General features: G+C 64.7%; 24 protein-coding genes. 11 read left to right on the forward strand and 13 right to left on the reverse strand.

Going from position 1 to position 24,771, the window contains the following annotated elements; all coding sequences use genetic code 11:
* Positions 1-20: 20 nt before the first annotated feature.
* Positions 21-2,114 (reverse strand): M13 family metallopeptidase, encoded by a 2,094-nt coding sequence (locus VFG17_RS17380; protein WP_325030617.1) that lies wholly within the window; start codon positions 2,112-2,114, stop codon positions 21-23.
* A gap of 146 nt (positions 2,115-2,260) precedes the next feature.
* Here VFG17_RS17380 and VFG17_RS17385 point away from each other — a divergent pair, with 146 nt between their 5' ends.
* From VFG17_RS17385 to VFG17_RS17410, 6 genes are read left to right on the forward strand one after another with little or no spacing between them, the layout of a single operon-like run.
* Complete coding sequence (locus VFG17_RS17385) at positions 2,261-3,859, forward strand: carboxyl transferase domain-containing protein (RefSeq protein ID WP_325030618.1); 1,599 nt, start codon at positions 2,261-2,263, stop codon at positions 3,857-3,859.
* Positions 3,860-3,861: 2 nt separating this feature from the next.
* Positions 3,862-4,425, forward strand: coding sequence for a hypothetical protein (locus VFG17_RS17390; RefSeq protein ID WP_325030619.1), 564 nt, complete (start codon positions 3,862-3,864; stop codon positions 4,423-4,425).
* A complete protein-coding gene (locus VFG17_RS17395) occupies positions 4,422-6,260 on the forward strand; it encodes an acetyl/propionyl/methylcrotonyl-CoA carboxylase subunit alpha (RefSeq protein WP_325030620.1) in 1,839 nt (612 codons plus the stop codon). The genes VFG17_RS17390 and VFG17_RS17395 overlap by 4 nt, the downstream gene beginning before the upstream one ends.
* Positions 6,257-6,715 carry a GNAT family N-acetyltransferase gene (locus VFG17_RS17400; protein ID WP_325030621.1) on the forward strand — a complete coding sequence of 153 codons (459 nt, stop codon included), beginning with the start codon at positions 6,257-6,259 and terminating at the stop codon, positions 6,713-6,715. The genes VFG17_RS17395 and VFG17_RS17400 overlap by 4 nt, the downstream gene beginning before the upstream one ends.
* A gap of 2 nt (positions 6,716-6,717) precedes the next feature.
* Positions 6,718-7,170: a MaoC family dehydratase gene (locus VFG17_RS17405; RefSeq protein ID WP_325030622.1), complete on the forward strand. Its 453-nt coding sequence runs from the start codon at positions 6,718-6,720 to the stop codon at positions 7,168-7,170.
* On the forward strand, positions 7,170-8,021 hold the full coding sequence (locus VFG17_RS17410) for a CoA ester lyase (protein WP_325030623.1): 852 nt from the start codon (positions 7,170-7,172) through the stop codon (positions 8,019-8,021). Before VFG17_RS17405 ends, VFG17_RS17410 begins: the two co-directional genes overlap by 1 nt.
* Here the strand turns inward: VFG17_RS17410 and VFG17_RS17415 are convergent.
* The 5 genes from VFG17_RS17415 to hisI form a co-directional block, all read right to left on the reverse strand.
* The gene (locus VFG17_RS17415; RefSeq protein ID WP_325030624.1) at positions 8,018-9,511 is read right to left on the reverse strand and encodes a phospholipase D-like domain-containing protein; all 1,494 of its coding nucleotides are present in this window, start codon (positions 9,509-9,511) and stop codon (positions 8,018-8,020) included. The two genes, VFG17_RS17410 and VFG17_RS17415, sit on opposite strands and share 4 nt — an antisense overlap.
* 45 nt (positions 9,512-9,556) lie before the next feature.
* Positions 9,557-11,359, reverse strand: a complete 1,803-nt coding sequence (locus VFG17_RS17420) for an acyl-CoA dehydrogenase C-terminal domain-containing protein (protein ID WP_325030625.1) — start codon at positions 11,357-11,359, stop codon at positions 9,557-9,559.
* Between the two features lie 70 nt (positions 11,360-11,429).
* Positions 11,430-11,852: a MerR family DNA-binding transcriptional regulator gene (locus VFG17_RS17425; protein ID WP_325030626.1), complete on the reverse strand. Its 423-nt coding sequence runs from the start codon at positions 11,850-11,852 to the stop codon at positions 11,430-11,432.
* A gap of 66 nt (positions 11,853-11,918) precedes the next feature.
* Positions 11,919-12,452, reverse strand: coding sequence for a hypothetical protein (locus tag VFG17_RS17430; protein ID WP_325030627.1), 534 nt, complete (start codon positions 12,450-12,452; stop codon positions 11,919-11,921).
* Positions 12,439-12,819, reverse strand: coding sequence for a phosphoribosyl-AMP cyclohydrolase (hisI, locus tag VFG17_RS17435; protein ID WP_325030628.1), 381 nt, complete (start codon positions 12,817-12,819; stop codon positions 12,439-12,441). Before hisI ends, VFG17_RS17430 begins: the two co-directional genes overlap by 14 nt.
* Before the next feature lie 144 nt (positions 12,820-12,963).
* On the opposite strand from hisI, the gene purF reads away from it, so the two are divergent.
* From purF to VFG17_RS17450, 3 genes are all read left to right on the forward strand, one after another.
* Complete coding sequence (purF, locus tag VFG17_RS17440; protein WP_325030629.1) at positions 12,964-14,421, forward strand: amidophosphoribosyltransferase; 1,458 nt, start codon at positions 12,964-12,966, stop codon at positions 14,419-14,421.
* Between the two features lie 4 nt (positions 14,422-14,425).
* Complete coding sequence (locus VFG17_RS17445; protein WP_325030630.1) at positions 14,426-15,160, forward strand: SDR family NAD(P)-dependent oxidoreductase; 735 nt, start codon at positions 14,426-14,428, stop codon at positions 15,158-15,160.
* Between the two features lie 63 nt (positions 15,161-15,223).
* A complete protein-coding gene (locus VFG17_RS17450) occupies positions 15,224-15,610 on the forward strand; it encodes a hypothetical protein (RefSeq protein ID WP_325030631.1) in 387 nt (128 codons plus the stop codon).
* An 81-nt stretch (positions 15,611-15,691) separates the two neighbouring features.
* Here VFG17_RS17450 and VFG17_RS17455 read toward each other — a convergent pair whose 3' ends face one another.
* The 6 genes from VFG17_RS17455 to VFG17_RS17480 form a co-directional block, all read right to left on the reverse strand.
* The gene (locus tag VFG17_RS17455) at positions 15,692-16,861 is read right to left on the reverse strand and encodes a serine hydrolase (RefSeq protein ID WP_325030632.1); all 1,170 of its coding nucleotides are present in this window, start codon (positions 16,859-16,861) and stop codon (positions 15,692-15,694) included.
* A 19-nt stretch (positions 16,862-16,880) separates the two neighbouring features.
* Positions 16,881-18,161, reverse strand: coding sequence for a cyclopropane-fatty-acyl-phospholipid synthase family protein (locus tag VFG17_RS17460; RefSeq protein ID WP_325030633.1), 1,281 nt, complete (start codon positions 18,159-18,161; stop codon positions 16,881-16,883).
* 77 nt (positions 18,162-18,238) lie between these two features.
* Positions 18,239-19,192 (reverse strand): metal-dependent hydrolase, encoded by a 954-nt coding sequence (locus VFG17_RS17465; RefSeq protein ID WP_325030634.1) that lies wholly within the window; start codon positions 19,190-19,192, stop codon positions 18,239-18,241.
* A gap of 12 nt (positions 19,193-19,204) precedes the next feature.
* Positions 19,205-20,242, reverse strand: coding sequence for a 2-oxoacid:ferredoxin oxidoreductase subunit beta (locus VFG17_RS17470; protein WP_325030635.1), 1,038 nt, complete (start codon positions 20,240-20,242; stop codon positions 19,205-19,207).
* Between the two features lie 4 nt (positions 20,243-20,246).
* Complete coding sequence (locus tag VFG17_RS17475; RefSeq protein ID WP_325030636.1) at positions 20,247-20,645, reverse strand: hypothetical protein; 399 nt, start codon at positions 20,643-20,645, stop codon at positions 20,247-20,249.
* Positions 20,642-22,507: a 2-oxoacid:acceptor oxidoreductase subunit alpha gene (locus VFG17_RS17480; protein ID WP_325030637.1), complete on the reverse strand. Its 1,866-nt coding sequence runs from the start codon at positions 22,505-22,507 to the stop codon at positions 20,642-20,644. The genes VFG17_RS17475 and VFG17_RS17480 overlap by 4 nt, the downstream gene beginning before the upstream one ends.
* A 183-nt stretch (positions 22,508-22,690) precedes the next feature.
* Here VFG17_RS17480 and VFG17_RS17485 point away from each other — a divergent pair, with 183 nt between their 5' ends.
* Positions 22,691-23,638, forward strand: a complete 948-nt coding sequence (locus VFG17_RS17485; protein WP_325030638.1) for an alpha/beta hydrolase — start codon at positions 22,691-22,693, stop codon at positions 23,636-23,638.
* On the forward strand, positions 23,635-24,111 hold the full coding sequence (locus VFG17_RS17490) for an RNA pyrophosphohydrolase (protein ID WP_325030639.1): 477 nt from the start codon (positions 23,635-23,637) through the stop codon (positions 24,109-24,111). The genes VFG17_RS17485 and VFG17_RS17490 overlap by 4 nt, the downstream gene beginning before the upstream one ends.
* Here the strand turns inward: VFG17_RS17490 and VFG17_RS17495 are convergent.
* Entirely contained in the window at positions 24,072-24,761 is a 690-nt protein-coding gene (locus VFG17_RS17495; protein WP_325030640.1) for a uracil-DNA glycosylase, read from the reverse strand. The genes VFG17_RS17490 and VFG17_RS17495 overlap by 40 nt on opposite strands.
* Positions 24,762-24,771: the final 10 nt, after the last annotated feature.

Below are 24,771 nucleotides of genomic sequence, written 5' to 3' on the forward strand. Positions count from 1 at the left end.
TGCCCCGCCCTTCCCCATCATCAGCCCCAGACGCGGACGCGCTTGTCGGGCGCGAGGTAGAGCTTGTCGCCTTCCTTGACGTCGAACGCCTTGTACCAGGCGTCGAGGTTGCGGACGGTGAGCGCGCGATAACTGCCCGGCGCGTGGCCGTCGGTCGCGACGCGCGCGCGCAGCGCCTCGTCGCGCATCTTGGTCGCCCAGGTCTGCGCATAGGCGATGAAGAAGCGCTGGTCGCCGGTGAAACCGCCGATCACCGGCGCTTCCTTGCCGTTCAGCGACGCGCGATACGCGTCATACGCCGCCTGCAGACCCGCGACGTCGGCGATATTCTCGCCCAGCGTCAGCTTGCCGTTCACCGCGAGGTCGGGGAACGGCTTGTAGCTGTCGTACTGCGCGGCGAGCGCCGAGCCCGCTTCCTCGAACTTCTTGAGGTCGGCGGCGGTCCACCAGTTGCGGAGCGCGCCGGTCGAGTCGAACGCCGCGCCATTATTGTCGAAGCTGTGGCTGATCTCGTGGCCGATGACGGCACCGATCGCGCCGTAGTTATAGGCCGGGTCGGCCTTGGCGTTGAAGAAGGGCGGCTGGAGGATCGCGGCGGGGAAGTTCAGCGCGTTCTGCACGGGCAGGTTGACCGCGTTGACCGTCTGCGGGGTCATCCACCATTCGGCCTTGTCCATCGGCTTGCCGATCTTCGCGAGCTGGTGGGCATATTCGGCCTTCCCGCCCGCAACCTCGTTCGCATAGGCGTCGGTGGCGCTGACGCTGTAGCTGCCATAGTCGCGCCAGCTTTCGGGATAGCCGACACCGACGACGATGGTTTCGACCTTCTTGATCGCTTCCTTCTTGGTTTCGGGCGCCATCCAGTCGATGCCGTTAACGCGCGTCGCAAACGCCGCCTTGATGCCCTTCACCATGTCGCCGACTTCGGCTTTGGCGGACGCCGGGAAATATTTCTCGGCATAGACGCGGCCGACGGCGTCGCCGAGGTCGGTGTTCAGCGCATCGAGCGCGCGCTTGTCGCGGCTGCGCTGCTGCGGTGTGCCCGCAAGCGTCGTGCCGTAAAAGGCAAAGTGTGCATTGTCGATCGCACTCGGCAGCACGTCGCTATGGCTGTTGATCTGGTGAAACGTCAGCCAGTCCTTCCACGCATCGAGCGGCTCCGACGCCACAAGCGCCGACAGGCTGGTGATCGCGTTCGCGTGGTAGGCGCCGAACTTGCCCGCCTTGTCGAGCTTCGCCGCGGCGAAAAAGGCGTCCCAGTCGATACCGGGCGCCTTCTTGGCGAAATCGGCCTTTGCCCAGACATCGGCCGATTGGGTGAAGTCCTCGCTCTGTTCGCGGCTGGCGTGCGCGCGCGCGATCTTGAGTTCGAGGTCATAGATGCGCTTGGCCTTCGCCGCCGCGTCGCTCTGCCCCGCCGCGCTCAGCAGCTTTTCGATATAGGCCTGATAGTCGGTGCGGATCTTGGCCATCTTGGGGTCGGCCGAGAGATAATATTCGCGCTCGGGAAGCCCGAGACCGCCCTGCAGCATATAGGGGATCACCTCGCCGGGGGTCGCGAGCCCCTGCGTCACGAAGATGCCGAAAAGATTTTCGGTGCCGAAGTCGGTGGCGTTGAGCGGGTCGACGTCGGCGCGGGTCTGTTCGCCGAGGACTTTCGACAGCGCCGCCTTGTCGGCGATCGCGGCAAAGCGCGCGAGGTCGGCCGCGACCGGCTTGATTCCCGCGGCGTCGATCGCCTGGGTGTTCATATAGGCCTTGTAGAAGGCCGCGATGCGCCCTTCATCGGTGGCCGGCTCGCCGCCCTTCTGGACAATCGCGCCAACGAGTTCGCGGACGCGCTTCTCGGTCTCGAGAAAGGCGATGTAGAAGGCGCCGATCGACGAGCGGTCGGTGGGGATTTCGGTCGTCCTCTGCCAATTGCCGTTGGCATAGGCGTAAAAGTCGTCGCCGGGCTTCACGCTCGTGTCCATCGCGGCCTTGCTGATCCCGAGTTCGGTGCCGACGGTGTAGCTGGCCTCGGCCTTGTCCGCTTCGCCGCCCTTCGAACAGGCGACGGGCCCCGCAACGATCGCGGCGGTCGAAAGCAATATGGCGAAAACGGCTTTTTTCATGAGAATGACCTTGTTTTTAAACGGGCATGCGAGGGGCATAGGCCTGTGACGAACTGGTTTCAACGCCAACCATTTTCGGCCTGCGGTCCTTGTCGCTCGACGAGCGGCGGGATAGTCCGGGCTGATTTCAGAGGAGATTTCGAGACGTGAGCGCACCTGTTCTGGGCACGATGGTGAATAGCGAGAGCGACGCGTTCCGCGCCAATGCCGCGCACAATCGCGCGCTGCGCGACGAACTTTACGCGCGCGTTGCCGAGGCCGGTCTCGGCGGCAATGAAAAGTCGCGCGAGCGGCACACGAGCCGCGGCAAGCTGCTGCCGCGCGAGCGCGTCGAGCGGTTGCTCGATCCAGGCTCGCCCCTTCTCGAGATCGGCCAGCTTGCGGCGTGCGACATGTATGGCGGCGAGATTCCGGGCGCGGGGATGATCGCGGGCATCGGGCGCGTATCGGGGCGGCAGACGATGATCGTCTGCAACGACGCGACGGTGAAGGGCGGCACTTACTATCCGATGACGGTGAAGAAACATCTTCGCGCGCAGGAGATCGCCGAGGCGAACCGCCTGCCCTGCGTCTATCTGGTCGACAGCGGCGGCGCGAACCTGCCGCATCAGGATCAGGTCTTTCCCGACCGCGACCATTTCGGACGCATCTTCTTCAATCAGGCGAATATGTCGGCGAAGCGCATCCCGCAGATCGCGTGCGTGATGGGAAGCTGCACCGCGGGCGGCGCCTATGTCCCCGCGATGAGCGACGAGACGGTGATCGTCCGCAATCAGGGCACGATCTTCCTCGCTGGCCCGCCGCTGGTGAAGGCCGCGACGGGCGAGGAGATCAGCGCCGAGGATCTCGGCGGCGGCGACCTGCACGCGAAAAAATCGGGCGTCGTCGATCACCTTGCCGAGAATGACGAACATGCGCTGACAATCGTGCGCGATATCGTCAGTCATCTTGGCGCCGACGACGGCTTCAAGGTCGAGATGAAGGAACCGCGGCCGCCGAAATATGACGCGGAAGAACTATACGGCATTATTCCGCAGGATGTCCGCGCGCCCTATGATGTCCACGAGGTCATCGCGCGCATCGTCGACGGCAGCGAGTTTCACGAGTTCAAGGCGAATTACGGCGCGACGCTCGTCTGCGGCTTCGCGCATATCTGGGGTATCCCCGTCGCGATCCTCGCGAACAATGGCGTGTTGTTCAGCGAAAGCGCGGTCAAGGGGGCGCATTTCATCGAACTGGCGCAGCAGCGGCGCATTCCCCTGCTCTTCCTCCAGAATATCTCGGGCTTCATGGTCGGCGGAAAATATGAGGCCGAGGGCATCGCCAAGCATGGCGCGAAGCTGGTGACGGCGGTGGCGACGGCGACGGTGCCGAAGATCACCGTGCTGATCGGCGGCAGCTTCGGCGCGGGCAATTACGGCATGTGCGGGCGCGCCTATAGCCCACGCTTCCTCTTCACCTGGCCCAATGCGCGGATCAGCGTGATGGGTGGCGAACAGGCGGCGTCGGTGCTGGCGACCGTCCACCGCGACGCCGACAAATGGACGCCCGAGGAAGCCGAAGCTTTCAAGGCGCCGATTCGCCAGAAATATGAGGATGAAGGCAACCCCTATCACGCCACCGCGCGCCTGTGGGACGATGGCATCATCGACCCCGCGCAGACGCGCGACGTGCTCGGCCTCGCCTTTTCCGCAACGCTGAATGCCCCGGTCGAGGACCGCGGGTTCGGCGTGTTCAGGATGTGACGATGTTGCAACCGAGCCACCCGTCATTCCGGTTCCGCAGCGTCGTGCTTTTTCCGCTTATGGCGCTTCTGCCGGCACCGGCTGTTGCCCAGACGCCGATCAACGTGCCTTCGGCCAAGCTTCCCGAACGATCGCCCGAAGAACGGCTGGAGCAAGGGGTGCGGAATCTGTTCGAACTGCTTGCCGAACCCGATCCGCGTTACCAGACGTTCGTCCACTTCACCGACAAGACACGGCTTTGGTTTGTCATGACGAGCGGTGGGCTCGCCGATGCCGAATTGACCGACGGCCAGGTCGCCCGCGACATTCTGGCGGCGATGTTCGGCCCGGAATCAGGGATCACCCCGAGTTTCGGCGCACCCGACGTCACAATCGACGGCGCATTCGGGCGCGCGACTTTGCCCATCACCGTTCATGAGGGAACCAAGCCACCGGAATGCGGGACGGCTTATGTCGATGCGGTGCTGGAGCCGCCGGGTCCTTGGGCAAAGACGCTCGAGCAAGGCTTGTGGCGCTTCACCCAGATTACCCTGTCATTCGAAAAGTTCAGGAAATGCCCGGCATGATCACTTCCCTCCTCATCGCCAATCGCGGCGAAATCGCCTGCCGCATCATCCGCACCGCGCGCGAGATGGGTATCAGGACCGTTGCGGTCTATTCGGATGCCGACGCGAAGGCGCTGCATGTGCGCGAAGCCGACGAGGCCGTGCATATCGGGCCGTCGCCGGCGCGCGAATCCTATCTGATCGGCGACAGGATCATCGCCGCCGCGAAGGCGACCGGCGCCGAGGCGATCCATCCGGGCTATGGCTTTCTGTCCGAGAATGCAGAGTTCGCACAGGCGGTTGCCGATGCCGGACTCGTGTGGGTCGGGCCGAAGCCGTCGTCGATCACGGCGATGGGCCTCAAGGATGCCGCGAAGAAGCTGATGGCCGATGCCGGGGTGCCGGTGACGCCGGGCTATATGGGCGAGAATCAGGACCCGGCGTTTCTCGCCGAACAGGCCGCAGCGATCGGTTATCCCGTGCTGATCAAAGCGGTCGCGGGCGGCGGCGGCAAGGGGATGCGCAAGGTCGACGCTGCGGCCGATTTTGCGGACATGCTCGCCTCGTGCCAGCGCGAGGCGGCGGCGTCGTTCGGCAACGACCATGTGCTGATCGAGAAATATATCCTGACCCCGCGCCATATCGAGGTGCAGGTCTTCGGCGACACGCACGGCAATGTCGTCCACCTGTTCGAGCGCGACTGCTCGCTTCAGCGGCGCCATCAGAAGGTGATCGAGGAGGCCCCCGCTCCCGGCATGGACGAAGCGACGCGTTCCGAGCTTTGCGCCGCCGCTGTTCGCGCCGCGAAGGCGGTCGACTATGTCGGCGCGGGGACGATCGAATTCATCGCCGACGCCTCGGAAGGCCTGCGCGCCGACCGCATCTGGTTCATGGAAATGAACACGCGCCTGCAGGTTGAGCATCCAGTGACCGAGGAAATCACCGGCGTCGACCTCGTCGAATGGCAGCTGCGCGTCGCATCGGGCGAGCCGATCCCCCTGAGGCAGGACGAGCTGGCGATCAACGGCTGGGCGATGGAAGCGCGGCTTTACGCCGAAGATCCGGCCAAAGGCTTCCTACCCTCGATCGGTACGCTCGAACTGTTCCAGCTGCCCGAGCATAGCGGCCGCGTCGATACCGGCGTTTATGAGGGCGCCGAGGTCTCGCCCTTCTATGACCCGATGATCGCCAAGGTCATCGCCTGGGGCGAGGATCGCGAGGAAGCGCGCGAATTGCTGTCCGAAATGCTCGAGGACAGCGCGATCTGGCCGGTGAAGACCAACTCGGCGTTTCTGCTCAATGCGCTCGACCATCCCGATTTCGTCACGGGCACCGTCGACACGGGCCTGATCGGCCGCGACGGCGACGCGATGACCGCGGAGCCGGTGCCGACCGCGCAGGCGCTGACCAACGCCGCGATGGCGATGGTGCCGCGCTCGCTGCAAGCGGGTTTCCGCCTCAACGCGCCCGACGTGCGCAGCGCGCCCTTCCTGCTCGACGGCAAGCGCGTCGAGGTCGAACTCCACGGCCCCGGCGCCGAAGCGCCCGCTCCCGCGATGCTCGTCGCCGAGGGCGGATCGGTGTGGCAGCTCGCCCCGTGGCGCGCCGACGCTAGCGCGGGCGGCGCGGCGGGTGACGGCGCGATCCTCTCGCCCATGCCCGGCAAGGTGATCGCGGTCGATGTCGCGGCGGGCGACAAAGTGACCAAGGGGCAGAAATTGCTGACGCTCGAAGCGATGAAGATGGAACACAGCCTGACCGCACCGTTCGACGGTGTCGTCGCCGAACTCAATGCGACCGCAGGCGCGCAGGTTCAAGTAGAGGCATTGCTCGTACGAATCGAGGCGGCAGAGTGAGCGAATTCATCCTCCGCGACGCGACGGTGGCGGACCTTCCCGCCATCCTCGCGATGCTCGCGGAGGAGACGATTCCGCCCGGGCGCGAAGCCGATCCATCGGACCCGCGCTACCTTGCCGCCTTCGAGGCGATCGACGCCGACCCGAACCAGCGCCTGATCGCCGCCGACCTCGACGGGCGCGTCGTCGGGACGATGCAATTGAGCTTCCTTCCTGGGCTGTCCTTCGTCGGCAGCTGGCGCGGGCTGATCGAGGCGGTCCGCATCGTGGCCGACCTGCGCGGGCAGAAGCTCGGCGAACACATGATCCTGTGGGCGGTCGAGCAATGCCGCGCGCGCGACTGTAAGCTCGTCCAGCTCACATCGTCGGCGACGCGCACCGACGCGCACCGTTTTTACGCCCGGCTCGGTTTTGCCCAAAGCCATGTCGGCATGAAACTCCAACTAAGGGACTGATCATGGCAGGACGCTTTTTCGACGAATGGCAGATGGGCGACAGGCTGACCCACGACATTCGCCGCACCGTCACCGAAACCGACAATCTGCTCTTCACGACGATGACGCACAATCCGCAGCCGCTCCACCTCGACATCGAGGCGGCGAAGGCCTCGGAATTCGGGCAGATCCTCGTCAACGGCACTTTCACCTTCAGCCTGATGGTCGGGTTGTCGGTCGGCGACACGACGCTCGGCACGCTCGTCGCGAACCTTGGGTACGACAAGCTCATCATGCCGAAGCCCGTGTTCATCGGCGACACGCTGCGCGCGGAAAGCGAAGTGATCGGCCTCAAGGAATCGAAATCGCGGCCGAATGCGGGTATCGTGACCTTCCTCCATCGCGCGATCAACCAGCGTGACGAGATCGTCTGCCAGTGCGAACGTTCCGCGCTCATCAAGAAAAAGGACGCCTGATGCGCCTCCGTTCCCTCCTCTTCGTCCCCGGCGACCGGCCCGAGCGTTTTGCGAAGGCGGCGGCCTCGGGCGCCGACGCGATCATCCTCGACCTTGAGGATTCGGTTTCGCTCGCGAACAAGGAGGCGGCACGCAGCGCGGTCGCCGACTATCTTTCGGGCGAGCGTGAGGTCATCACGCTGGTGCGCGTCAACCCGCTCGACGGACATATGACCGCCGCCGACGTCGCCGCGATCGCCGGCGCCCGCCCCGACGCGATCATGCTGCCCAAGGCCGAAGGCGCGCCGAGCATCCTTCAGCTCGATACCGTGTTGCGCAGCGAATCCGCGCGCGATGCGTCGCTGCCCGCCGTCCTGCCGATCGCGACCGAAACGCCCGCCGCGATCTTCACCCTCGGCAGCTACCGCGAAGTGAAGGACCGCCTGCTCGGTCTGACCTGGGGCGCCGAAGACCTGCCCGCCGCGATCGGCGCGACGACGAGCCGGCATGACGACGGCAGCTATACATCACCCTATGAGACCGCGCGCGCGCTGACCCTGTTCGCGGCACATGGCGCGAACACCGCCGCGATCGACACCGTTTTTCCCGCGATCAAGGACGAGGCCGGCCTCGCCGCCTATGCCGCCCGCGCGCGGCGCGACGGCTTTACGGGCATGATGGCGATCCACCCCTCGCAGGTCGGCCCGATCAACGCCGCCTTCACGCCCTCGACCGAAGAAGTGGCGCGCGCGCAGGCGATCGTCGATGCTTTCGCGGCCAACCCCGGGGTCGGCGTGCTCCAGGTCGACGGCAAGATGGTCGACGCGCCGCACCTCAAGCAGGCGCATCACATCCTCTCGCTCGCCGACTAGCTCTTTCGCCGAAAGGGCCGATGACGCCGCATCCAGTCGCGGCCGCGATGCCAGCTTTTCTTGAGGCCGCGCTCGGTCAGGCTTTCGAACATGTCGTCGGGGCTCGTCGGATCGAGCAGTTCGTTGCCGGCGATGAATTCGTCGAACGGCCCCGGCTTGGTCAGGTCGAGCAGTTCGAGCGAACGACCGTCGCCGCGCAGCGCCTCGATCGTCGCGATCAGCGATCCCGTCGTATCGAACCGGCGGCCGACTTCGGCCGGATCGACGTCCAGATGCTCTGCGATCAGCGATTCGCGCAGGCGCCGGATCACCGGCTCTACCCCCGCGTTCGCGGGTAAGGCGGCATCGATCGTTACGTCGCATTCGCTGTCGAGTCCCATCGAGCGATTGTTCATGTTGGCGGACCCGACGCGGATCATCCGGTCGTCGATCACCGCGGTCTTGGCGTGAACATAGATCGGATCACCCTTCACCGTGCGCGGATAATAGACCTTCAGCCGGTCGCCATGCTTCGCTTTCGCGATCTCGCGGACGAGTTGCACGCGCGCGGCGTCCATCGCCATTTGCTCAAGCCAGCCATCGGCGGTTTCGGGCATCACCATCACGAATTCGGGCGGATCATCCTCGTCGAGCCGCTCGGCTATTGCGGCGGCGATCTTGGCGCAGGTGAAATACTGGTTTTCGAAATAGATGAAGTGCTTCGCCGCGGCGATCATGTCGAGATAGAGCTGCTCAATCTCGCGGATTTCCTCGCAGTCCCCATATTCGGCGCGCGTCCGTGAAATCGCCACATCAACGCCCTCGAAATCGGGCTCGAGATCGTCGGGCCAATTCTCGCCCTTGCCCGTCAGATCGCGGAGCGGCTTCTTGGTCGCGCGCTGCCAGCGTTCGTTGCCGAGGTCGGCGAGCGCATTGCCCACCGGTCCCGCGAGGATCATCGTGCTGTCGTGCCACGGCATATAGGCTTTGCCGTCAGGCGCCGTGCGGTGCGGATCGCCATCCTTGTGGTCGCGCGTATCCCAGCGGCGCGATCCGACGTCGATGCCGCCACACACGGCGAGATGGTCGTCGAACACCGCGACCTTCTGGTGATGGCTGCACCCCACCGGATGCGCGCTGTCGAGGCGGAAGCTGATCGCGCGCGTCAATTTCCAGCGCGCGACCATCGACAGGATACGCGGCACCGCGAATTGCTTCAGGGCGCCGAAATTCCAGCGAAGGATATCGATGTCGCGATCGGGTTTGTCGCGCGCGAGGTCCAACAGATAATCGCCGAGCGGTTCGCCCTTGCCCCTGTCGTCGGGGGTCAGCGCGATGCGCGGGTCGAAATCCCAACCGATGAGCAGAATGCGCTCCTTCGCATCCGCCATCAATCGTTTGAGGAGCTTATAATAATCGGCGGCGTCGACGATCATCCGCGCCTTGTCGGCGCGCTCGATGCGCCAGCAATTGCGGCCTTCGACGACGATTGGTGATAGCTCTGTCCCCATCGCCGCCACCACGCATGATGGCGGCGATAGTTGCAAGGGCTAAAGTCAGGCGGCGACGAACTGTTCGGGCGTCAGGGCCATCATCGCGTCGCTGCCGGCCTCGATCTTGCGGCGCAGCGAGCCCGCGTCGGGCAGGAAGCGTTCGGCGAAATAGCGCGCGGTGACGAGCTTGGCTTCGAGGAACGCCTTGTTGCCGCGGCCTTCGGCGAGGGCTTTCCCGGCCGCTTCGGCCATCATCAGCCACATCGACCCCAAGGCGACGATCCCCAATATGTGCATATAATGATGCGCGCCGGCGCCGACATTGTTCGGATTCGCCATGCCGTTCTGCATGAACCACATCGTCGCGGCCTTGAGCTCGCCATTGGCCTTTTCGAGCCGGTCCGCGAAATCGGCGAGCGCCTCGTCGCCCTTGGCGCGGCCGCATTCCTCGTCGACGACCGCAAAGAAGGCCTGAATGGCGCGCCCGCCATTCTGCGCGAGCTTGCGGCCGACAAGGTCCATCGCCTGCACGCCATTCGCGCCTTCATAGATCATCGTGATGCGCGCATCGCGAACATACTGCGACATGCCCTGTTCTTCGATATAGCCGTGGCCGCCGAACACCTGCTGCGCGTTGGTCGCGACCTCATAGCCCTTGTCGGTGCCATAGCCCTTGATTACCGGGGTCAGCAGGCTGACGAGATCGTCGGCGCGCTGGCGCTCCTCTTCGGTCTCCGCAAGATGCGCGAGATCGACCTGCAGCGCCCCCCAGGTGCAGAGCGCGCGCAGTCCTTCGACCGTCGCCTTGCCGTCCATCAGCATCCGGCGCACGTCGGGATGGACGAACAGCGGGTCGGCCTTTTCCTGCGGATCCTTCGGCCCGGTCAGCGCGCGGCCCTGGCGGCGATCCTGCGCATATTGGACGGCGTTCTGATAGGCGACATCGGCCTGGCCGAGCCCTTGGATGCCGACGCCGAGGCGCGCGGCGTTCATCATCACGAACATCGCGGCGAGGCCCTTATTCTCCTCGCCGACCATCCAGCCTTTCGCGCCATCATAGTTCATCACGCAGGTCGAATTGGCGTGGATGCCCATTTTGTGCTCGATCGACCCGCACGACAGCGTATTGCGATCACCGAGCGAGCCGTCGTCGTTCACGACGAACTTGGGCACGATGAACAGCGAGATGCCCTTGACGCTGTCGGGCGCGTCGGGAGTCTTCGCCAGCACGAGATGGATGATATTCTCGGTCAGGTCATGCTCACCCGACGAGATGAAGATTTTCGTGCCCGTGACCGCATAGCTGCCGTCGGCATTCGGCACCGCCCGCGTGCGGATGAGCCCGAGGTCGGTGCCGCAATGCGGTTCGGTCAGGTTCATCGTCCCGCCCCATTCGCCCGCGATCATCCGGGGAACATAGGTCGCCTTCTGCTCGTCGGAGCCCTTGACGAGGATCGCGGCGGTCGCGCCCTGCGTCAGCCCCGGGTACATGGCGAAAGCCTGGTTGGCGGCGTTGCGATATTCCTCGACCGGAAATCCGATAACGTGCGGCAACCCCTGTCCGCCGAATTCCTCGGGCGCGGTCAGCAGGCCCCAGCCGGCGTCCGAATAGGCCTTATAGGCCTCCTTGAAACCCTTGGGCGTCGTCACCGAGCCATCGTCGTGGCGCGTGCAGCCTTCGAGGTCGCCCGACTGGTTGATCGGAAACAGCACTTCCTCGCAGAATTTCCCCGCCTCGGTCAGCACCGCCTCGACCATGTCGGGGCTCGCATTGGCGAAACCGGGCAGGTTCGCATAACGCTCGATGCCGAGCACGTCGTTGAGGAGAAACAGCGTGTCCTGCACAGGGGCGCGATAGACGGGCATGGGAAATCCTTCTGAAAAGCGGTTCGATGTCAGCTTGCCCGGGGAGGCAGCGGGTCAGCAGCCGGGCGGCCTATTGGCCCGCGTCGACTTTCTTCACCGTATCGATGAAGCGTGACAGCTCATCTACAGCGCTGTCAATATCGTCGCGCTGGCGGCGCAGGAGCGAGATGCGCTCTTCGCATTTTTCGATCGTCACCTGGCGCTGCAATTTGCGGCCGTCGCCGACGTCGTAGAGGTCGATCATCTCGCGAATGTCGGCAAGGCTGAACCCCGTCCGCTTCGCGCGCAAAATCCATGCAAGCCGCGCGCGATCACGCTTCGAATAAATGCGCGACAGGCCTTTGCGCGACGGACTGATCAGCCCCTCGTCCTCATAGAAACGCAGCGCACGCGCCGTCACCCCGAACTCGGTCGACAGGTCGGTGATGCTGAATTGCTCGCGCCCCAGATGATCGGGCGTATCGATATGGGCGTGGCCGTAGGGTTCGGTCATGCCGAGGAAACTAGTTTCCGTTGACGTGAACGTCAATAGCGCCGGATCGGGCGATTTCGGGACAGGTCAGTCCGCGCAGGGACGCGTCATATTGCCGCTTCGATCGGTGATCCGCAAGTCCCCCGCATCATCGGCCGACCAGCTCGCACGCGGCAGCCGCAAACCCGAAAGCGAGGCGCGGTTCGGGCACAGGCGCGCGCATTGCGGCGGCAGGCGGCCCGGCAGGCGCAATTCATCCTCTTCCTCGTGCACCAGCGCCTCGCAGCCCTCCGCACCGGCGAAGCGCATCCGCCATTTGTCGCCCTCGCGCACCATCGTCCCGGTCGCGAGGCAGGACAGGGTCGTTCCGAAGGAGGCGGTGACCGCAAAGCGCCATTTCCCGGCGCCGTCGGGAACGACGCACATCGCGTCGCGGCCGAGATCGTGCCGGCGCTCGAACACGCCGACCGGCGAGTCCGCTTCGGGACGAACGACACCGCGCTCGCGCGCCGCGAGCTCAAGCGGATTGCGCGCATCGATCCCTTTCGCCTCGGGCTCGGGCCGCTCGCACCCCGCGAGCAGCATTGCCGCCAGCACCAGAAGGGCTTCAGCCTTGCGCATCGTCCGCCAGAAAGGTCAGGCCCCCGTCGGCCTCGATGCGGCGATAGAAGCAGGAACGGCGCCCGGTGTGGCACGCGGGACCCGCGGGCTTGACGCGCAGCAGCAGCGCGTCCTGATCGCAGTCGACACGCATCTCGACGAGTGTCAGGCCGTTCCCCGAGGTTTCGCCCTTGCGCCACAGCGACGCGCGCGAGCGCGACCAGAAATGCGCCTGCCCGGTTTCGCGCGTTTTCGCGATCGCCTCTTCGTTCATATGCGCGACCATCAGCAGCACATGGCTGTCGGCGTCGGTGACGATCGCGGTCACCAGCCCCGCGGCATCGAAACGCGGAAGAAATCGGTCGGTCGTATCGCGCTGATCATCCATAAAGGGCGCTCTAGAGCAGGATCGAAGCCGCTGCCACCCCGTCCCTCGCCTCCTCTGTGACAATATCGTGATTAGGGGGGCGACATTTGCGTTTCTCCTCCCTATATGCGCGCCAGTCACTGCCCCCCTGCCCCCTGGAACGACATGCTGACGACCCATCCTTTCGACGACGACAAGCTCCGCGAGGAGTGCGGCGTATTTGGTATAAATGGCGCCGACAGCGCCGCGGCGGTTGTCGCGCTCGGGCTCCACGCCCTGCAGCACCGCGGACAGGAAGCCGCGGGCATCACCGCCTTTGACGGCAAGGATTTCCATACCCACCGCGCGATGGGCCATGTCGCGGGCAATTTCGACCGCGACGACATCATGCGCCAGCTGCAGGGTCCCTCGGCGATCGGCCATGTCCGTTACTCGACGACGGGCGAGACCGCGCTGCGCAACGTCCAACCGCTGTTCGCCGACCTCGCGACCGGCGGTTTCGCGGTCGCGCACAACGGCAATATCTCGAACGCCGCTGCGCTGCGCAAAGTGCTCGTCCGCCGCGGTTCGATCTTCCAGTCGACGAGCGATACCGAGGTGATCATCCATCTCGTCGCGACGTCGAACTATCGTTCGCTGCTCGACCGCTTCATCGACGCGCTGAAGCAGGTCGAGGGCGCTTACTCGCTGATCTGCCTGACCGCCGAGGGCATGATCGGCTGCCGCGATCCGCTCGGCATCCGCCCGCTCGTGATCGGCAAGCTAGGCGATGCGCATATCCTCGCCTCCGAAACCGTCGCGCTAGATGTGGTTGGCGCCGAATTCGTGCGCTCGGTCGAACCCGGCGAGCTCGTGATCGTGCGCGACGGCCAGCTCACCTCGCACCGCCCCTTCGCGGAGCAATCAGCGCGGCCGTGCATCTTCGAATATGTCTACTTCTCGCGCCCCGATTCGATCGTCGACGGGACGAGCGTCTATTCGGTGCGCAAGGCGATCGGCGCCGAACTCGCGCGCGAAAACCCGGTCGACGCCGACCTCGTCATCCCCGTCCCCGATTCGGGCACGCCCGCGGCGATCGGCTATGCGCAGGAATCGGGCATTCCGTTCGAACTCGGCATCATCCGCTCGCACTATGTCGGGCGCACCTTCATCCAGCCGGGCGACAAGGTCCGCCACCTCGGCGTGAAGCTCAAGCATAACGCCAACCGCGCGTTGATCGCTGGCAAGCGCATCGTGCTGATCGACGATTCGATCGTGCGCGGCACAACGAGCCTCAAGATCGTGCAGATGATGCGCGATGCCGGCGCCGCCGAAGTGCATATGCGCATCGCGAGCCCGCCGACGCAGCACAGCTGCTTCTATGGCGTCGACACGCCCGAACGCGCGAAATTGCTCGCGGCGCAGATGACGGTCGGCCAGATGGCGAATTTCATCAACGCCGACAGCCTCGCCTTCCTGACGATCGACGGCCTCTATCGCGCGCTCGGCGAGGCGGACCGTAAGCATGACGCTCCGCAATATTGCGACGCCTGCTTCACCGGCGACTATCCGACCACGCTGACCGATTTCGACGAGCATGGATTAGAAGATCAATTTTCGCTGCTTGCCGAACGGGTTGTCTGACACAATGACCAACAAGTCTGAAGAATTGGCGGGCCAGGTCGCGCTCGTCACCGGGGCGAGCCGCGGCATCGGCGAAGCGATCGCAGAATCGCTCGCGGCACGCGGAACGCATGTCGTGATTACCGCGCGCACCGCGGGCGGGCTCGAGGAGCTCGAGGACCGCATCCACGCCGCCGGCGGCAGCGCGACGATCGCGCCGCTCGACCTCACCGACGGCGACAGCATCGCGCGGCTGGCGAGCGCGATGGCCGAACGCTGGCAGCAGCTCGACATGCTCGTGCTCAACGCCGCGATGCTCGGCACGCTGACCCCCGTCGCCGCGATCGACGGCAAGGAATTCAACAAGCTGCTGACGCTGAACCTGATCGCACAGCAGGCGCTGATCGCGAATTTCGACCCGCTGCTTCGCCGCGCCGCAAACGGCCGGCTGGTCGCGCTGTCGAGTAGCGTCGCACGCGAACCGCGGGCCTATTGGGGCGCCTATGCGGCTTCGAAGGCGGCATTCGAGACGCTCGTCACCAGCTATGGCGCCGAAATGCGCAATATCTCGACCCTGCGCACCGCGATCCTCGATCCCGGCGGCACGCGCACCCAGATGCGCGCGCGCGCCTATCCCGGCGAAGATCCGCAGAGCATCAAGGACCCCGTCGCGGTCGGTGAATATGTCGCGAAGCTGATGGTCGAGGGCTTCGACAGCACCGCTTTCCACGCGCTGCCGAAGGTCATGGAAAAAGCTTAACGCCATCTTCGTTTTCCTGCGCTAAGACACTCGCATAAGAGGGTTTGCGAGGGCGCGGGAATAATGACCAAGACTATTTTGCGATCGGCGATCGCCGCAATCATCGGCATCGTCGTCGCGTTCGGGCTGATCTGGCTGGCGCAATATGCCGGCAGCGAAATTTCGCCCGATGTTTACGATCTCGATAGCGGCGAAATCCTGATCCCCGTCGGCTCGACGATCGCGCTGATCGCCGGCTGGTTCCTCGGCACCTTCGCCGGCGGCTGGCTCGCGATGCGCGTGTCGGCGGGCACCGGTCCCGGCTGGATCGTCGCAGGCGCGGTCATCGGCGCGGCGCTCTATCGTGCGGTCACCCTCGCCGACAGCTGGTGGATCATGGTGTTGGGCGTCGCCGTCCCACTATTGGCGGTGTGGCTGGCGCAGCGCGCGGCGAGCATCGTTACCGAATAACGCCTCGCCCCCGCGAAGGCGGGGGCCGCTATCGGCGTTGTGCTAGGTTGCCAGTGGCCCCCGCCTTCGCGGGGGCGACGTTTATTTCGCCTCTTTATCCACCGCCGCCTGCACGCTCTTGTAAAAGGCTTCGCGCGCGGCGCCAACGCCTTCGGGATCGGTCGCGGTCGGCCAGTTGCCGTTCGACGCGATCACCAGCTTGCGCTTCGGGTCGATGAAAATTCCTTGGCCAAAGATGCCCTGCGCCGCGAAGCTGCCGTCGTCGTTGGTCCACCATTGATAGCCGTAGCCGCGGCCCGGCACGTCGATCCCCGCCTGCTTCGTCGTTGCGGACGCGAGCCAGTCGTCGGGCAGCACCTTCTTGCCGCCCGCGACGCCCCCGTTCAGGATGAATTGGCCGAAGCGCGCATAATCCTTGAGGCTCGCCGACATGCAGCAGCCGCTGATCTCGTGCCCCGTCGCGCCGAGCATCCACACCGCATCCTGTTCCATGCCGAAGGGCTTCCAGATCTTTTCGGACAGATATTGCGACAGCGTCTTACCCGTCGCGCTCGACACGAGCACGCCGATCAGATTGGTCTCGCCGGTCTTGTACACCCACTTCGACCCTGCCGGAGCTTCGCGCGGCAAGGTCTTCATATAGCTGACGGTAATGTCCTCGCCCGCGACGGGCTTTTGCAGGTTAAACAGCGCGACGTCGGATTTGGGGTCGGTATAATCCTCGTTCCATTTGACGCCCGAGGTCATCGTCAGCAGCTGCTTTACCGAGACATCGTCATAGGCCGAGCCCTTGAGGCCGGGGATATAGGCGGTGACCTTGTCGTCGAGGCTCTTGATATAGCCGTCCTTCACCGCCGCGCCGACGAGCGTCGAGGTGAAGCTTTTCGCGACCGAGAAGCTCGTCCAGCGGCCCGCGGCGCCATAGCCGAGCGCATATTTCTCAAGCCGGACCTTGCCGTCCTGAAGGATGATCAGCCCCGCATTGCGCTGCTTCGCCATATGGGCATCGACATCGCCGAGGTCGAGCGGCTTGCCCTGCGGCAGCGGATAGACGGGTCCGCCTGCTGCGACCGTGTTAACCACGACCTTGGGGACCGTCTCCATCGTGCGGAATGCGGCGTCGCGTTGATCCTGGGTCCAGAACAGCACATTCAGATCCTTTGGCAGTTTGTCGGTGGTCTCGGTGGGTGCGGGCGCACTACACCCCGCCGCCGCGGTGCACAGCAGCACCGCCGCCAAAAATCTTCGCATATGCTTTCCTCCCCTGTTTTCAGGCTGTCTTTTCGAGCGTGACTTGCGCGACGTCGATCCCGCCGCCGCGAAAGCCGCCCTCGCAATATTGCAGATAATAGCGCCAGAGCCGGATGAAGCGCTCGTCGAACCCCGCCGGAAGCTGCTCGGCCGCGACCGCCGCGTCGAAGCGTTCGCGCCACTGGCGCAGCGTCTCGGCATAATCGCCGCCGAACCGCTTTACGTCGCGCCACGCGAGCCCCCTCGCCTCGGCGAGCGCACGAAAGCGGCTTTCCGAGATCAGGCAGCCGCCCGGGAAGATATAGGCCTGGATGAAGTCGCTGCTCGCGGCATAGCGTTCGAACAGCGCGTCGTTGATCAATATATACTGGATCGCCGCCTTGCCGCCGGGGCGGAGCAGCCGCGCGATCGCGTCGAGATAGGCGGGCCAATAGGCCTCGCCCACCGCCTCGACCATTTCGACGCTGGCGATCGCGTCATAGGGACCCTGCGCGTCGCGATAATCGCACAGCTCGATCCGCGAGCGTCCCGACAGGTCAACCGCGTTCAGCCGCGCATCGGCAATTTCGGCCTGCGCCGTCGACAGGGTGATGCCGGTATAGAGCACGTCGTGCCGCTCGACCGCGCGTTCGGCGAGCGCACCCCAGCCGCAGCCGATTTCTAGTAGCCGGCTTCCCGAACGCAGGTCGAGCCTGTCGAGGATCGCATCGATCTTGGCCGCCTGCGCATCCTCGAGCGACTGGCGCGGGTCGGCGAACAGCGCGCTCGAATAATTCATCGCAGAATCGAGCCACAAGCGATAGAAATCATTACCCAAATCATAGTGGGCATGGATGTTCCGCTTGGCTCCGCGGCGGTCGTTGCGGTTGAGCGAATGGATCGCGCGGTTCAGCCAGCGCCAAGGCCCCCGCGCACGTCCGGCATTACCCAGCGCCTCGCCATTGCGCATGAACAGGTCGAACAGCGGCACCGGATCGGGCGACGACCATTCGCGCGCCTCAAACGCGCGATACCAGCCGACCGATCCCGACAGCGCGAGGCGCGCCAGCGCCGTCCAGCTGTGCAGATGGACGACCGCCACCGGCCCCTTGCCGCGCCCGCCGAGCAGCCGCACGCTGCCGTCGGGCAGATGTCCCTCGATCGTGCCCTGCGCCAGCCCCGCGTCGATCCGGTCGAGCAAGCGGTGGAAGAGGCGCGCGGGCGCCAGCGTGATCAGCCGCGCCATGCCGCCGCCCGCGCGATAGGCGCGATCGGCGCGGAGCAGTTCCTTACCGCGGCGCGGGCTGACATGCGTGTTCATTGCCACCTTCCTGCCTCAAACGCGCCGCGCTGACAATCGGTTGAAACGCGCGCCGCCATGACGTCACGCGCGTACGGTCATTCGGGATAGCTTGCCGTATCGGGCGCGGTCAGCCGCACCTGAAACCGCTCCTGAGCGAGCGGGTGCATGAACCGCTGATCGCGGAGCAGGATAGCCTCGCCGTCCTTTTGCGCGACGGGCATGCGCGACCAGAACAGGAAAGCGCGCGCGGGGGGGTCGGCTTTGACCCAGGTTTCGATCCGCGGATCGTCCACGCCCGTAGGACTGCCGGTCAAATCGACGTTGCCGCCGACGCCCGGCACGAAGCTGGCGGTGCCGTAGCGATCGGCGGTGCGCCAGAAGATATCGCGTTTCCAGAAGGCGAGCGGCGGCGGGCTCGCGACGACGAGCGCGTCCTTGCGCCCGCCCGCCTCGAGCGCAGTCGATGCCATGCGCTCGGCGGCGCCGGTGATCAGGCCATTGACGAAGATATAGGCGCACACCGCAGTGAAGCCGATCCATGCCGGCCGCTGCCACTGCACCGCCGCGCGCCGTTCGCGGCGCAGCGATAGCCAGACCGACATGCCGAGCGCGATCCATATCCACAAGTCGATGATGAAGATGCTGTCGCCATAGAACCAGCGATGGCTGAACGGTTCGAGCAGGCGGATCCCGTAATTGTTGAGCCAGTCGAGCGCCGGGTGGCTAAAGCAGCCGATGTAAGCGAGCGCAAGCAGCCAGCCCTTGTGAACGGGCAACCGGCCCGCCGGCCTTTTGCCGCGCCGCGCCTGCCAGCGATCGAAGGCGAGCATCAGCGCCCAGAGCAGGATCGGCAACAGGATGAGCGCGATCGGCCCGTGCGTGATCCCGCGCCGCATCGGCAGTGATTCGATGCCGTAAATAGCGCAGCCGGCGTCGATATCGGGCAGGTTCGCCGCGATGATCAGCGTCGGCATCGCAAGCCCGGTCTTCTTCTTGAGCCCCATCTGGCCCAGAACGGCGCCCACAAGGCTATGCGTCAGATTATCCATGTCGACCGCAGATCAGAGTTGCGGCCCGCCTTCCGTCACCGTCCAGGTCTGTCCCTTCTTGAGCAGGCTCTGGAGATCGGCCTTCTTGCCCTCGGCCGCCGCCTTGTTCTGACGGACGACATCGGCTTCGAACGTCGGGCGCGGATCGTCGTAGAGGACGCCAAGCGCCATCGGGAACTCGCCGAAGCGCATCTCGACGAGCATGTGCGCGACGCTGCGGTTGGTGACGTCATGGACGATCACGCCCGCGCTCTCCCAATCGCCGTCGACGACATCGACGGTCTTGAGATGCAGTGCCTCCGCGTCGAGCGCGATGCCTTTGGTGCCCTTGGCATAGAGCATCGGCTCGCCCTGCTTCAGCCAGAGCTGACGGTCCTCGGCGCCCTTGGGCGCGGCGAAATCCTCGAACACGTCTTTATTATAGACGATACAGTTCTGGAAAATCTCGATAAAGGCAGCACCCTTGTGCGCATGCGCGGCCTTCAGCACATTCGGCAATTCCTTCGACACGTCGAAGCCACGCGCGACGAAGCGCGCGCCCGCGCCCAATGCGAAGGCGGCCGGCTGAGCCGGGCGGTCGACCGAGCCATAGGGGGTCGAGGGGCTCGTCGTGCCGACGCGGCTCGTCGGCGAATATTGCCCTTTCGTAAGACCATAGATCTCGTTGTTGAACAACATGATCTGGCAATCGAGATTGCGGCGAATGAGGTGCATCGTGTGGTTGCCGCCAATCGACAGCCCGTCGCCGTCGCCGGTGACGATCCAGATATCGAGCTCGGGGTTGGCGAGCTTCAGCCCCGTCGCGAACGCCGGCGCGCGGCCGTGGATCGTGTGGAAGCCATAGGTTTCCATATAATAGGGGAAACGCGACGAGCAGCCGATGCCGCTGACGAACACGGTATTTTCAGGCGCGGTGCCGATCTCGGGCATCGTGCGCTGCACGGCCTTGAGGATCGCATAGTCGCCGCAGCCGGGGCACCAGCGGACTTCCTGATCGGTTTCCCAATCTTTCAGCGTGGTGGTGCGCGCGATGGTGGTCATTTCGTTCATGAGATTAAGATTCCTGACCGCTCAAAAATTTCAAAATGAAAAAACTTTCGACGAACATCGCCAACACTATGCCTGACCAAGCTGCGATCATCGATCCGTCGGATGAATGGTAGGACGCCCACAAGCCACCGACACAAAGCGAGAGAGAACCCAGTCGCCAGATAGCCGCATGGGCACGACCAATTTTCTTTGGCTCAGCATAAGGTTTATAGAATTCTTCCGACCGATGCGCGCGCAGCCAAAGGTGGAACAGAATGAAACCGATTAGGACCGATATGATCAGCGAATTCAGCAGTGCTCCACTGGCGCTGGCCACCAGCCATCGCCAAGCCATGCTCCAAAGAAACTTCCACTGCCCCTTGGCACTTGCCAGAGGGTGAGACAGAGGCAGCTTCGGCGTCAACTCAGCGAGCTCTCAATAGCCGCTTCGATTTCGGCGATGGTGAAGGGCTGGCCCGACACCTTGTTCACCGGCTTCGCATCGACCAGATATTGGTCGCGCAGCACGGTCTTCAATTGGCCGGTGTTCATTTCGGGGACGATCACCCGGTCATAGCTTTTCAGCAATTCACCGAGGTTCGCGGGCAGCGGCCAGATATGGCGGATATGGATATGGCTGACGTCCGCCCCCTCGGCGCGCTTGCGGCGCACCGCCTGATGGATCGGGCCGAAGGTCGAGCCCCAGCCGACCACCGCGAGCTTGCCGCCCTCGGCGCCGAGTTCGACGACCTGATCGGGCACCCTGACGCCGTCGATCTTGGCCTTGCGGATGTCGGTCATCGCCTGGTGGTTGCCCGGCGCATAGTTGATGTGCCCGGTATCGAGTTCCTTCTCGATCCCGCCAATGCGGTGGAGCAAGCCCGGCGTGCCGGGCTTCACCCAGGGCCGCTTGAGATTCTCGTCGCGGCCATAGGGCAGGAACCCGCCCTCGGGCGCTTCGGTCAGGAACTCGACTGGGAAGGCTTCATAGGTCGTCAGGTCGGGTACCGCCCACGGCTCGGCCGCGTTGGCAATGTAGCCGTCGGTGAGCAGCATCACCGGCGTCATATATTGCACCGCGATGCGCACCGCTTCGATCGCACATTCGAACGCGTCGCCGGGCGAGCGCGCCGCGACGACGGGCATCGGCGCGTCGCCGTTGCGGCCATAGACCGCCTGATAGAGATCCGACTGCTCGGTCTTGGTCGGGAGGCCCGTCGATGGGCCGCCGCGCTGCGAATTGACGATGACGAGCGGCAGCTCGGTCATGATCGCGAGGCCCATCGCCTCGCCCTTCAGCGCGATGCCGGGCCCCGACGAGCTGGTGACGCCGAGCGAGCCGCCATAGCTCGCGCCGATCGCCGAACAGATCGCCGCGATCTCGTCCTCGGCCTGGAAGGTCGTGACGTCATATTCCTTGAGCCGCGACAGATGGTGCAGGATCGCCGACGCCGGCGTGATCGGATAGCCGCCGAAGAACATCGGCAACTTCGCGAGCTGCGCGCCCGCGACAAGCCCGAGCGCGATGCCCTCGGCACCGGTCAGCGTACGATAGAGGCCCGGCGCCGCCGGCGCGGGATCGACATGATGCTGCTTGAGCGGCCCCGCGAGCTCGGCGGTCTCGCCATAGGCGTGCCCCGCGTTGAGCGCCGCGACGTTCGCGGCCGCGAGATCGGGCGCCTTCGCAAACTTGGCATTGAGCCAGTCGACGAGCGGCTGGCGGTCGCGGTCGAACATCCAGAGCGCAAGCCCCAGCGTCCACATATTCTTGCAGCGCAAGGCTTCCTTGTTGCCGAGCCCGAAGGGTTTGACCGCGTCCATGGTGAGATGGCTGATGTTGAGCTTCAGAAGCTGCCATTTCGCGAGGCTGCCGTCGTCGAGCGGGTTGGCGTCATATTTCGCCTTGGCGAGGTTGCGGTCGTTGAACTCGCCCTCGTCGGCGATGATCAGCCCGCCCGGCTTCAGTTGCGGCACATTGGTTTTGAGCGCCGCGGGGTTCATCGCGACAAGCACGTCGGGCGCGTCGCCCGCGGTGTCGATCGCCGACGAACCGAAATTGATCTGAAAGGCCGAGACGCCAAACAGCGTGCCCTGCGGCGCGCGGATTTCGGCGGGAAAATCGGGGAAAGTCGCAAAGTCGTTGCCCGCGAGCGCCGACGACAAGGTGAATTGCCCGCCGGTCAACTGCATTCCGTCGCCGCTGTCGCCGGCGAACCGTACCACCACCGCATCCGAAAGGGGGGACTGCCGCTCGCCGTCGGCCCGGTCCTCTACCGCTGTCGCCATGTTTTCCTCTGCCTCAAATCTTGCGAACCTGTGACATGGGCGTAGGCCTCTGCGCCCCAAGCCGCAATTGAGAAAAAATTGTGCGCCACAAAGGGTGAAGCACAGGTGAGTTTCGTTTCGGGATTGAATTTGCCCCGCCGATACCGAATAGCAGGACGAAATTTCGATCAGGGAGAGACGCGAATGACCGACGGCACCACCCCTTACATGCGCCCCGACGTGGCGGCTTTCCTTGCCTTTCTGAACGCGCAGGAAGGCCCCAAGATGGAAGAACTGCCGCCCGCAGGCGCGCGCGAAATGTTCCGGGTGATGGGTCAGCTTGCCGATGTCCCGCGCGGCGAGATCGCGAAAGTCGAAGATCGCACGATTCCTGGCCCGGCGGGAGATATTGCGATCCGAATCTATGACAGCCATCCGGGCCGCGAGACGGGGCCGGTGATGGTCTTCTATCACGGCGGCGGCTGGGTGATTGGTGACCTCGACACGCACGACCCCTATTGCGCCGAAGCCGCGCGGCAGCTCGACATGCCGGTGATCGCGGTCGATTATCGGCTTGCGCCCGAACATCCCTTCCCCGCCGCGCCGGAGGATTGCGAGGCCGCGACGCGCTGGATCGCCGACAATATCCCCTGCACCGGGCTGGTGTTGTCGGGCGAAAGCGCCGGGGGCAACCTCACCATCGCGACCGCGCTGACGCTCCGCGACAAGCCGGCGTCGAAACCGGTGATCGCGATTCATCCCATCTATCCCGCGGTGACGACGCACGACGACTGGCAAAGCTATCGCGATTTCGGCGAGGGCCATTTGCTGACCCAGGGCAGCATGACCTGGTTCGGCAATCATTATGCCGCCGATCCCGCCGACTATCGCGCGTCGCCGCTCGATTTTCCCGCCGAAGGCCTGCCGCCGACCTTGCTCATCACCGCGGGCCTCGACCCCTTGCGCGATCAGGGCCGCGCCTATGCCGCGAAGCTGATCGAAGCCGGTGTGCCGACGACCTATCGCGAGGCGAAGGGCAATATTCACGGCTATATCAACCTGTCGCAGGGCATTCCGAGCGCGCGCGAAGATATTCGCGGTGCATTGACGGTATTGAAGGCGATCGTCGCCGAAGCTACCGGGGCGCCATGATCGACCACAGCAAACTTCCCTATCGCCCCTGCGCGGGCGTCATGCTCGCCAACCGCGACGGCCGCATCTTCGTCGGCCAGCGACTCGATACGACGACCGAGGCGTGGCAGATGCCGCAAGGCGGGATCGACGACGGCGAAGATGCCGAAACAGCGGCGATCCGCGAATTGGGCGAGGAAACCGGCGTCCATGGCGGGCTGGTCGAGATCATCGCGCGCGGCCGCGAGGAATATTTCTACGACCTGCCCGACCATCTGATCGGCAAGATGTGGGGCGGCAAATATCGCGGCCAGCGCCAGCACTGGTTCCTGATGCGCTTCATGGGGGACGACAGCGACGTCAACATCCACACGAAGCATCAGGAATTCCGCGCGTGGAAATGGGCCGAACTGAACGAGATCGAGAAATTGATCGTGCCGTTCAAGCGCGTGCTTTACCGCGGGCTGGTCGAGGAATTCGGCCCGCTCGTCTGATCCTTCAGCGCGGTCGCGGTGCGAAAGACATCGGCGAACATCGCCGGTGTCAGCCGCCCCGTGTTCGTATTGTAGCGCGAGCAATGATAGCTATCGACCAGATACCTCCCATCGGGCAGCGCGTGGACCGCGCCGTGCGCGAAGGGGTGCGCGGCAAGGCGCTCGCCCGCCGCGCGTAACGCCGCATCGTGCGCGATCCGTCCGAGCGCGATGATCACGCGGACGTTCGGGAGCGCCGCAAGCTGGCGTTCGAAAAAGGGCCGGCAATTCGCGATTTCCGAAGGGATCGGCTTGTTCTGCGGCGGCAGGCATTTGACGCTGTTGACGATGATCGCGCCCTCGAGCGTCAACCCGTCGTCGATCCGCGCCTCATATCGCCCCAGGCTCAGCCCGAATTCGGCGAGCGTCGCGAACAGCAGGTCGCCCGCATAATCGCCGGTAAACGGTCTCCCCGTCCGGTTCGCGCCATGTTTGCCCGGCGCCAGCCCCGCGAACGCCAGCCAGGCTTCGGGATCGCCGAAGGCATGGACCGGCGCGTTCCACCAGTCGGGGTGCTCGGCCTGGCATTCGCGCCGCAGCGCGACGAGCCGCGGGCAGCGCGGGCAATCGCCCGGCGGCTCGGTTCCGGGCAACGGGCTGTCAATTTCCATGCGTCTGCGA

Source organism: Sphingopyxis sp. (genome assembly GCF_035686825.1).
GTDB lineage: Bacteria > Pseudomonadota > Alphaproteobacteria > Sphingomonadales > Sphingomonadaceae > Sphingopyxis.

What these genes read in the sequence shown, in the direction of transcription:
- VFG17_RS17410 (WP_325030623.1), top strand. Translation starts at nt 7,170, where the DNA reads ATGCGCCTCCGTTCCCTCCTCTTCGTCCCCGGCGACCGGCCCGAGCGT.
- VFG17_RS17445 (WP_325030630.1), top strand. Translation starts at nt 14,426, where the DNA reads ATGACCAACAAGTCTGAAGAATTGGCGGGCCAGGTCGCGCTCGTCACC.
- VFG17_RS17425 (WP_325030626.1), bottom strand. Translation starts at nt 11,852, where the DNA reads ATGACCGAACCCTACGGCCACGCCCATATCGATACGCCCGATCATCTG.
- VFG17_RS17380 (WP_325030617.1), bottom strand. Translation starts at nt 2,114, where the DNA reads ATGAAAAAAGCCGTTTTCGCCATATTGCTTTCGACCGCCGCGATCGTT.
- VFG17_RS17450 (WP_325030631.1), top strand. Translation starts at nt 15,224, where the DNA reads ATGACCAAGACTATTTTGCGATCGGCGATCGCCGCAATCATCGGCATC.
- VFG17_RS17405 (WP_325030622.1), top strand. Translation starts at nt 6,718, where the DNA reads ATGGCAGGACGCTTTTTCGACGAATGGCAGATGGGCGACAGGCTGACC.
- VFG17_RS17470 (WP_325030635.1), bottom strand. Translation starts at nt 20,242, where the DNA reads ATGAACGAAATGACCACCATCGCGCGCACCACCACGCTGAAAGATTGG.
- VFG17_RS17490 (WP_325030639.1), top strand. Translation starts at nt 23,635, where the DNA reads ATGATCGACCACAGCAAACTTCCCTATCGCCCCTGCGCGGGCGTCATG.
- VFG17_RS17390 (WP_325030619.1), top strand. Translation starts at nt 3,862, where the DNA reads ATGTTGCAACCGAGCCACCCGTCATTCCGGTTCCGCAGCGTCGTGCTT.
- VFG17_RS17455 (WP_325030632.1), bottom strand. Translation starts at nt 16,861, where the DNA reads ATGCGAAGATTTTTGGCGGCGGTGCTGCTGTGCACCGCGGCGGCGGGG.
- hisI (WP_325030628.1), bottom strand. Translation starts at nt 12,819, where the DNA reads ATGGATGATCAGCGCGATACGACCGACCGATTTCTTCCGCGTTTCGAT.
- VFG17_RS17420 (WP_325030625.1), bottom strand. Translation starts at nt 11,359, where the DNA reads ATGCCCGTCTATCGCGCCCCTGTGCAGGACACGCTGTTTCTCCTCAAC.
- VFG17_RS17415 (WP_325030624.1), bottom strand. Translation starts at nt 9,511, where the DNA reads ATGGGGACAGAGCTATCACCAATCGTCGTCGAAGGCCGCAATTGCTGG.
- purF (WP_325030629.1), top strand. Translation starts at nt 12,964, where the DNA reads ATGCTGACGACCCATCCTTTCGACGACGACAAGCTCCGCGAGGAGTGC.
- VFG17_RS17465 (WP_325030634.1), bottom strand. Translation starts at nt 19,192, where the DNA reads ATGGATAATCTGACGCATAGCCTTGTGGGCGCCGTTCTGGGCCAGATG.
- VFG17_RS17430 (WP_325030627.1), bottom strand. Translation starts at nt 12,452, where the DNA reads ATGCGCAAGGCTGAAGCCCTTCTGGTGCTGGCGGCAATGCTGCTCGCG.
- VFG17_RS17480 (WP_325030637.1), bottom strand. Translation starts at nt 22,507, where the DNA reads ATGGCGACAGCGGTAGAGGACCGGGCCGACGGCGAGCGGCAGTCCCCC.
- VFG17_RS17495 (WP_325030640.1), bottom strand. Translation starts at nt 24,761, where the DNA reads ATGGAAATTGACAGCCCGTTGCCCGGAACCGAGCCGCCGGGCGATTGC.
- VFG17_RS17460 (WP_325030633.1), bottom strand. Translation starts at nt 18,161, where the DNA reads ATGAACACGCATGTCAGCCCGCGCCGCGGTAAGGAACTGCTCCGCGCC.
- VFG17_RS17395 (WP_325030620.1), top strand. Translation starts at nt 4,422, where the DNA reads ATGATCACTTCCCTCCTCATCGCCAATCGCGGCGAAATCGCCTGCCGC.
- VFG17_RS17485 (WP_325030638.1), top strand. Translation starts at nt 22,691, where the DNA reads ATGACCGACGGCACCACCCCTTACATGCGCCCCGACGTGGCGGCTTTC.